Annotated in this window: 6 protein-coding genes; all 6 read right to left on the bottom strand. The window is 39.7% G+C overall.

Annotated features, from left to right (window positions below; all coding sequences use genetic code 11):
• Nucleotides 1–678 precede the first annotated feature (678 nt).
• Complete coding sequence (locus B4033_RS01340; RefSeq protein WP_286831367.1) at nt 679–1,905, bottom strand: type II toxin-antitoxin system HipA family toxin; 1,227 nt, start codon at nt 1,903–1,905, stop codon at nt 679–681.
• Nucleotides 1,905–2,162, bottom strand: a complete 258-nt coding sequence (locus tag B4033_RS01345; RefSeq protein WP_004894712.1) for a helix-turn-helix transcriptional regulator — start codon at nt 2,160–2,162, stop codon at nt 1,905–1,907. The genes B4033_RS01340 and B4033_RS01345 overlap by 1 nt, the downstream gene beginning before the upstream one ends.
• A gap of 319 nt (nt 2,163–2,481) precedes the next feature.
• Nucleotides 2,482–3,768, bottom strand: a complete 1,287-nt coding sequence (locus tag B4033_RS01350; RefSeq protein WP_286831371.1) for an MSMEG_0569 family flavin-dependent oxidoreductase — start codon at nt 3,766–3,768, stop codon at nt 2,482–2,484.
• 11 nt (nt 3,769–3,779) lie between these two features.
• Entirely contained in the window at nt 3,780–4,073 is a 294-nt protein-coding gene (locus tag B4033_RS01355) for an MSMEG_0570 family nitrogen starvation response protein (protein ID WP_103800141.1), read from the bottom strand.
• Nucleotides 4,061–5,110, bottom strand: a complete 1,050-nt coding sequence (locus B4033_RS01360; RefSeq protein WP_262467261.1) for a sll0787 family AIR synthase-like protein — start codon at nt 5,108–5,110, stop codon at nt 4,061–4,063. Before B4033_RS01360 ends, B4033_RS01355 begins: the two co-directional genes overlap by 13 nt.
• On the bottom strand, nt 5,091–5,711 hold the full coding sequence (locus B4033_RS01365) for an MSMEG_0567/Sll0786 family nitrogen starvation N-acetyltransferase (RefSeq protein WP_286831378.1): 621 nt from the start codon (nt 5,709–5,711) through the stop codon (nt 5,091–5,093). Before B4033_RS01365 ends, B4033_RS01360 begins: the two co-directional genes overlap by 20 nt.
• Nucleotides 5,712–5,750 lie beyond the last annotated feature (39 nt).

A 5,750-nucleotide genomic window follows, 5' to 3' on the forward strand; every position in this document is an offset into this window, starting at 1 on the left:
TTTAAGTTCATGAACTTAAAAATCTTAAATTTCTATAAAAATTATTTAAGTATTTGATTTATATCTAATTATTTATTGTTGAATTGATGAACTAGATTTTAGGTAAACATAAGTTAAATAGGATGTTATGCAGATAGCCTATCTCTATATATGTTGTTCATAAAAATTAATTTTGAAATTTTCCAGTAGAAATTAAAGCTAAAAATGAAATTGCGAAAAAATAAAGCTAATAATGAAATAAAACTCACTTAGGAAAAAATCATTACTAGTTTTATCAAATAAAATCTTCGATCTATCAAAAATTTTCATCGATTTTTATACATTAGCGACCAAAGCTTTTCGTTTGTATTCAATCGCAAAATCTTCACCTTCCTTGCGAATTGCATCTTGGTATTCAAGCTTTTTAAAAGAATTTCTACTGTAAATCTGAGAAATCCATTCTGGTGTTACTTATATCTACTAATCTCAAAACCGCAATATTACTATCTCTGATCCCGCCAAACTGCCAAGGAATACCTAAGTCAACACTTCCCTCCCTCAATAAATGTCAGCCTGTTACCGATATGACCAGTCTGTTCGGGTTTATTCTATATCATTGAATGAAAAATAAATCCCACGTCTCTGGGGGCATCTCTCAATAATAGTAGCTACTACGGTTGTAAATTATTCTAGAATGGATTATTTGTACTTTTTCTTTTTGTCATGTCTATATACAGGCTTGATTGAATGAGTGCTCATTACCTTTGATAGATTCTGCTCAATAGATTCTCGCAATCCATCTAAGTATTCAATTTCATTGGATAACTTTAAATAGTTAGCAATTTGGTCACTGAAATACTCTATAATTTCTTTGGCATTTCTAATGCGAAATTCAGGACTTTCAGCCAATTTCAACAGCTCTGCCTTAGTTGGGAATTGCTTACTGCCATTTATTTTAAGGGCAAGCTGATCATCAATATTTTTATAAATGAGTGTATGTGTGATATCAAAAGGTGGTGATACAAAGATCTCACTCATATCTGGCGTATATTGCAGAGCAAAGTTTTTAAGGTGAGCGTCACCGTTCCCGATCAGGCAATTAAAAACAATGTACTTATACATTTTTACGACTTCTGCTTCACTTCGGGTGTATAGATAGGTGGCTTTCAGCAAGTTTTCGTAGCTCCCCTTGTACTTCTCGTTTGGGTCATTAGATCTTTTGAGAAGAGTCGTAAAATCCTCGTAGCCTAACTTGGTTCCATCAGCAGCTTTATCAAAACGCTCAATAATGTAGGTTTCTAAATTGGCTGATAGATATGTTTTTGGTGGTTGCAAACCACAATGACGAGCAGCTTCCATACAGACAAATTCATTTACCGTAAGCAAATCAAAGTCTGCATCATAAGACTTAACAATCAGGTCTTTTTGTTGAACAGTGCGCTCCGTTATACTAGTCACATTGGGAATGCTAACTTTGGGCTGAACTCCAGCTAAAGAGTTTCGTAAATAGTATTTTTCTAATAATTGTGGAAAAAGTGGAACTTGGCTATTGTAGTTAAGAATTTCATCGAGGCTAACTATTTCTACTTCTGGTAATTGCAATTCACTTTTATAGGACAACATGCCAATACCATTAGCTTCTTGCAGAGCTAATAAATACATTTCATTTACATTGGCATATCGAGCAAGTTTACTGGCAATAAAATGGCGATTATGCCCCTCTGGTAAATTTTGGGAAAAAATAGGATGTAATGCCCCATGTGAATATCCCTGCATATCCGGTAAAGTCATTGTAAGAGATACAAATCTTTGTTCTTGTACTGGTTGATAGTAATAATGACCACTATGCGTCAACAAGCCTTGTTTGAAATTATCTGTAAATATTTCAATAGACTTGATTTCTGTGGGTAATTGAAAGTTGTCCATCAATCTTCTTCACTAAATAGAGTGTCGATGTCATTCCAATTTGGCAGATTTCGTTTTTTGGGCGTGACTTCAAACTGCAATCCAACCGCATCTATTAGACGTTCAAAAATATCAAATGAGCCTGTGAAACGACCATTTTCTATTTCAGAAATGGTAGATTTATTGACTCCAGATTTTTTTGCCATCATTTGTTGTGTGTAGTCTAATTTCCGCCTTGCTTCACGTATTTTTACTCCAATCTCTGCACGACTAGCCATAAAACCACCCCCATCTGTTCGTCATTTAGCGAAATATTGCTAACCAGTATATATAAGTTTGCTATATGGCGAATATCTTACTATATTTATTTTATATTTGCTATATGGCGAATATTAGGGTTTATGTTGTCTATATTTCGCTATATAGCGAATAATTAACTAATAAACGTTTTCTGAATTACACGGTATATCTAAAAAGATGGATGTTTATATTTTATTCAATATTGTTAGACCTAATATCAATTGGTTTTAATCACTCCTAAAAATAAAATGACCGCATTAAATAATGCGGTCGAATTCCAACATTTACTGACTACTTTTAAGCAATCATTTCCGCATATTTTTCTTTGAACATTTTATGGCGTTGAATGAGATGCTCAGACAAATATTGAGCATCCTGATCAATGCCAAGGAAACGCCCCGATCCCCAGGTATATAACCATGGCAAGCCAATAAAGCTGACATCTGGGTCAACTGTGATCCCACGATCATGTTTTGGATAGCCACTGTTTTCAAATATGTCCAGATCAATCCAGGAGTAATCAGGTCTAAAGCCGATACACCAGATGATTGCGGTAATATTTTCTTCAGCTAAGTTAATTTCTGTCCGCTCTATTTCTGGCTTCCAAACTGGCGTATACACACTGGCCGGCTCAGCTGTTTCAATCGAATTTTGCTCAATAAAGGCATCAATTGATGCATTAATACGGTTGTAGGTAGTATCAGCATTATCCAGGTGTTGTACAAGATTTGGCTGGAATTTAAGTGCACCGTTCTCAAAGTCAGAAAAACGTCCGAACAATTGCATGCCTTCGAGTGCAAATTTACGCAGGTCGATATCCCGCCCACCGTCACGACCAGTCACATAATGGTTGGTACTATTACGCACCTCTTCACTATAGCGATGGTCTTTGACAGTGGTTTCGTAATAACCCATCTCAAACAGCCATTTCACCACATCCTTGCCACGATAGAAACGTGCGCAACGTGGCGCATCACCAATAGACAGATAGACTTTTTTTCCAGCCAGATGAAGGTCTTCTGCAATCTGCGCACCCGACTGCCCCGAACCCACGACCAATACATTCCCTTCAGGCAGTTGCTCTGGATTAAAATATTGCTCTGAATGAATCGTATAGACATGTTCTGGCAACTCAGAACTAAGTTTTGGGTAAATTGGAGTGTGATAGCCACCCGCTGCAATTACGACCTGATTCGCTGTCGTTTTACCTATGCTGGTCTGAATATGAAAATGCTGTTCTGCAATCTTACTAATCTGTTCAACAGTGACATTTAAAATTGCAGGTGGACTCAGGTTTTCTATAAAGCCATCCAGATATTCGACAATTTCTTCCCGCTTCATAAATCCATCTGGATCATGGCCATGATAAGGATGGTCAGGCAATAAACACTGCCAGTTTGGCGTGACCAAAGTAAAATTGTCCCAGCGTTTTTTACGCCAGCTATGGGTCAGACAATCTTCTTTTTCCAAGACCACATGATCGATTTTCGCCTGTTTGAGATAATGGCTGACTGAGAGTCCGGCCTGACCACCACCGACAATGACGACATCATAATGTGACTTTAATGTGATGGGTTGCAACATAGTGATTTCCTCTAGTCGATGTTATAGATATCTGTGATCTCGATCGTATCCTCAGGCTTTACTGAATATGATTGGGCCTGTTGCTGAATGCGATTGAGCGTGTCCATGGCTGAACTGCAGGCAAAGCCATAACGGGCACGTACTCGTTCAGATGCTGCCTGCAGGGCATGTTCTGCCTGTTTTAAAAATTCCTGACCCGCCCATTGCTGACCTTTCTGAAAATATTCATAGACAATGGTGCTGGGTGAATAGAAGTTACTGCTTTGACCATTCGGCCATTTCACCGTGAAATTTACGCTTGGCATAAGCTGAGCTCCCCTTGTCTAAAATTGTGTTGATATCTTTGAAAATCTTGAATCTGTTCTGCATAGCACAGGCCAGTGAAAAGCTGCTGTTGAAAATCCCAAAATTCAACTTGTGACTTTTTATTAGAAATATTGACTTTGCCTGAAGCATTCACCTGTCCAATCACGGCACAATGCAGATCCTGTGCAGCAAACAGTTCAATAATCTCTTCACATTCTTCATCGTCAGCAGTCAATAAAAAGCCATAACTTGGGAAAATTTGTAGCCAGTACCGCCAGTCGACCTCTTGAGGCTTAGCAATCTGTTCAAGCTGAATATCTGCACCGCAGCCGGATGCTTCCAGCAACATCAGTAGGCTGCCAAGAATTCCGGCATTGCTGATATCACGTGCTGCATACGCTAGTCCCTGTTCTGCTAGTTGAGGCAGGATGTCCAGCTCTGCCTGCAACTTTTCTCCATCCACGCCTTCAAAACATTTCCAGTACGTTGTGTTGGGATGGAACTGCCCTTTCAGGTTTAGCGCCAACAAGATGTTTTGTTGCGGTTGTACATGCATGACCGAAAGAAGCTGCTTAGCCTCACCCTGAATAGCAACTGAAAGTGCTGGCTGAAAATTGGGATCAATATGGGTATGTCCACCCACCAATGACACACCATAATATTGACAGGCATCTTGCATACCCTGCATGAGTTCTTGAGCCTGTTCAGTACTGCGATGCCAGAAACTATTGACGACTGATGTCGCTCTACCACCCATGGCACTAATGTCACTGATATTGGCCATGACTGCTGACCAGCCAGCAAAATAAGGATTGCTTTCTACAAAGCTCGGAATCATGCCTTCACAGGCATGCAACATATAACCATGATCTGTTGCAATTGCAGCCGTATCGTCTCCGGGCAAAGCATACAGATCAGCTATTTTTTCAATTTTTGGCTGGATGACTTTAATCCCTTGACCAATATTCATTTTGGCCTGCATGGCAGGTGTGTGTCTGAGGTAGTCAAGCAACTGTTCAAGTTCTGACTGGTTCATTTATACCCCCCTGCATTGCAGATAAATGCTGCATGTAAGCCTGACTGATATTGAGCAATGGATAATGTGCAAGGTCTGCTTGCATTAATACATGTGGAATATGGGCAACCTGAATGTTTTGTTCACTGTGCCAATGCAGCTTTTGGAAATACACTTCATTCTGCTGTTGTACCGTCGCGAGAAAACGCTGGCATCCCAGATTTTTTGCAGTTGAAACCGCCGCATTGATTAGGGCTTTGCCAATAGCGCGATGGTGACGATATAAGGGATCAACACAGAGTCGGCCACCCCACCAGGTCTGTTTACCTTCAGGGAAAATCCGGACTGCACCAATGACCCGATCCGGTTCACCAAACATCTGACCAATTGCTACAATACCGAATGCTTTGAAATCGTATTCATCCCGATCTTCTTTCAGGATCTGCTGTTCATCACGAAAGGTTGCTTCACGAAGACGGTAATACTGGCGACGTTCCCAATCTTCGCTGACAATTTTGATCACGATATCCGCGCTGATAAATTCATCAGCCAGATAATGCTTGAGTTGCTGGTTAACTGCCTGCAACCATAGGTTTTGTGAAAGATCATCATCTAAATACATAGCAATCTCTCCTATTCATAAGCTTTGAGTGATGAGCAG

Origin of the sequence: Acinetobacter sp. UBA3132 (assembly GCF_002364825.1) — a bacterium.
Lineage (GTDB): Bacteria > Pseudomonadota > Gammaproteobacteria > Pseudomonadales > Moraxellaceae > Acinetobacter > Acinetobacter schindleri.